This is a genomic window from Methylobacterium nigriterrae, from assembly GCF_037106235.1.
GTDB classification, from domain to species: domain Bacteria; phylum Pseudomonadota; class Alphaproteobacteria; order Rhizobiales; family Beijerinckiaceae; genus Methylobacterium; species Methylobacterium nigriterrae.
Genome location: NZ_JBAWTG010000485.1, coordinates 1 through 610 on the forward strand (window position 1 = coordinate 1; position 610 = coordinate 610).

The window sequence follows — 610 nt, forward strand, 5'->3', positions numbered from 1 at the left end:
TCGGCCTGACGACAGGTGCATTCCCAGCGCTCCAGCTCGCGACGGGCATCGGCCAAGGCCCGGTGAGCCGGAGGTGCGGCACTCTCTGTCTCCTGTCTGATCGCAGCCAGGATCTTGTCCGCGGCTCCGCCACGTCGGTCTGAGGCGATGCCGCCAGCCTCAAGGATCTGCAGAACGGCGCGCCGTTGCGCCTCCTCGGTGTCCCGAAGCCGCAGTGCGTGTCGCGGAAGTCCGGCCGCGCGCAAAAGCCGGCTGAGCCACTGCCCATCCCAGGACGGGGCAGACGCGTAGATCGGCACATCCCGCAGAACGGACAGCATGTGGAGGGCGGCCCAATCGTGCGCCGTTCCCTCAGCAAGCAGCTGCTGGCGTGAGATACCGTGGATCGCCTCAGCCTCTGCTGCCCAGTCCGTCCAGCCAGGGGCTGGGCGGATCAGGAAGCTTTCCTCCTCGCCGGTGCTGAACACCCAGGCCACCTCGACCGGGTAGCTGCGCTTGCCGAGCGAGGATGCCTCGAAATCCACAAAGGCCAGACGCGTCATCCTTCGCTCAGCCCTTCTTGCGCAAGGGCCGCACGAAGCAGCCTGCCGCCTCCACGAACCCCGTGGCC

At 67.7% G+C, this 610-nt stretch carries 1 protein-coding gene; it reads right to left on the minus strand.

The features are described 5' to 3' along the window. Positions 1 to 542: 3'-5' exonuclease (locus WDW90_RS37865; RefSeq protein WP_336492840.1), on the minus strand; the 542-nt coding region annotated here is incomplete at its 3' end. Positions 543 to 610 lie beyond the last annotated feature (68 nt).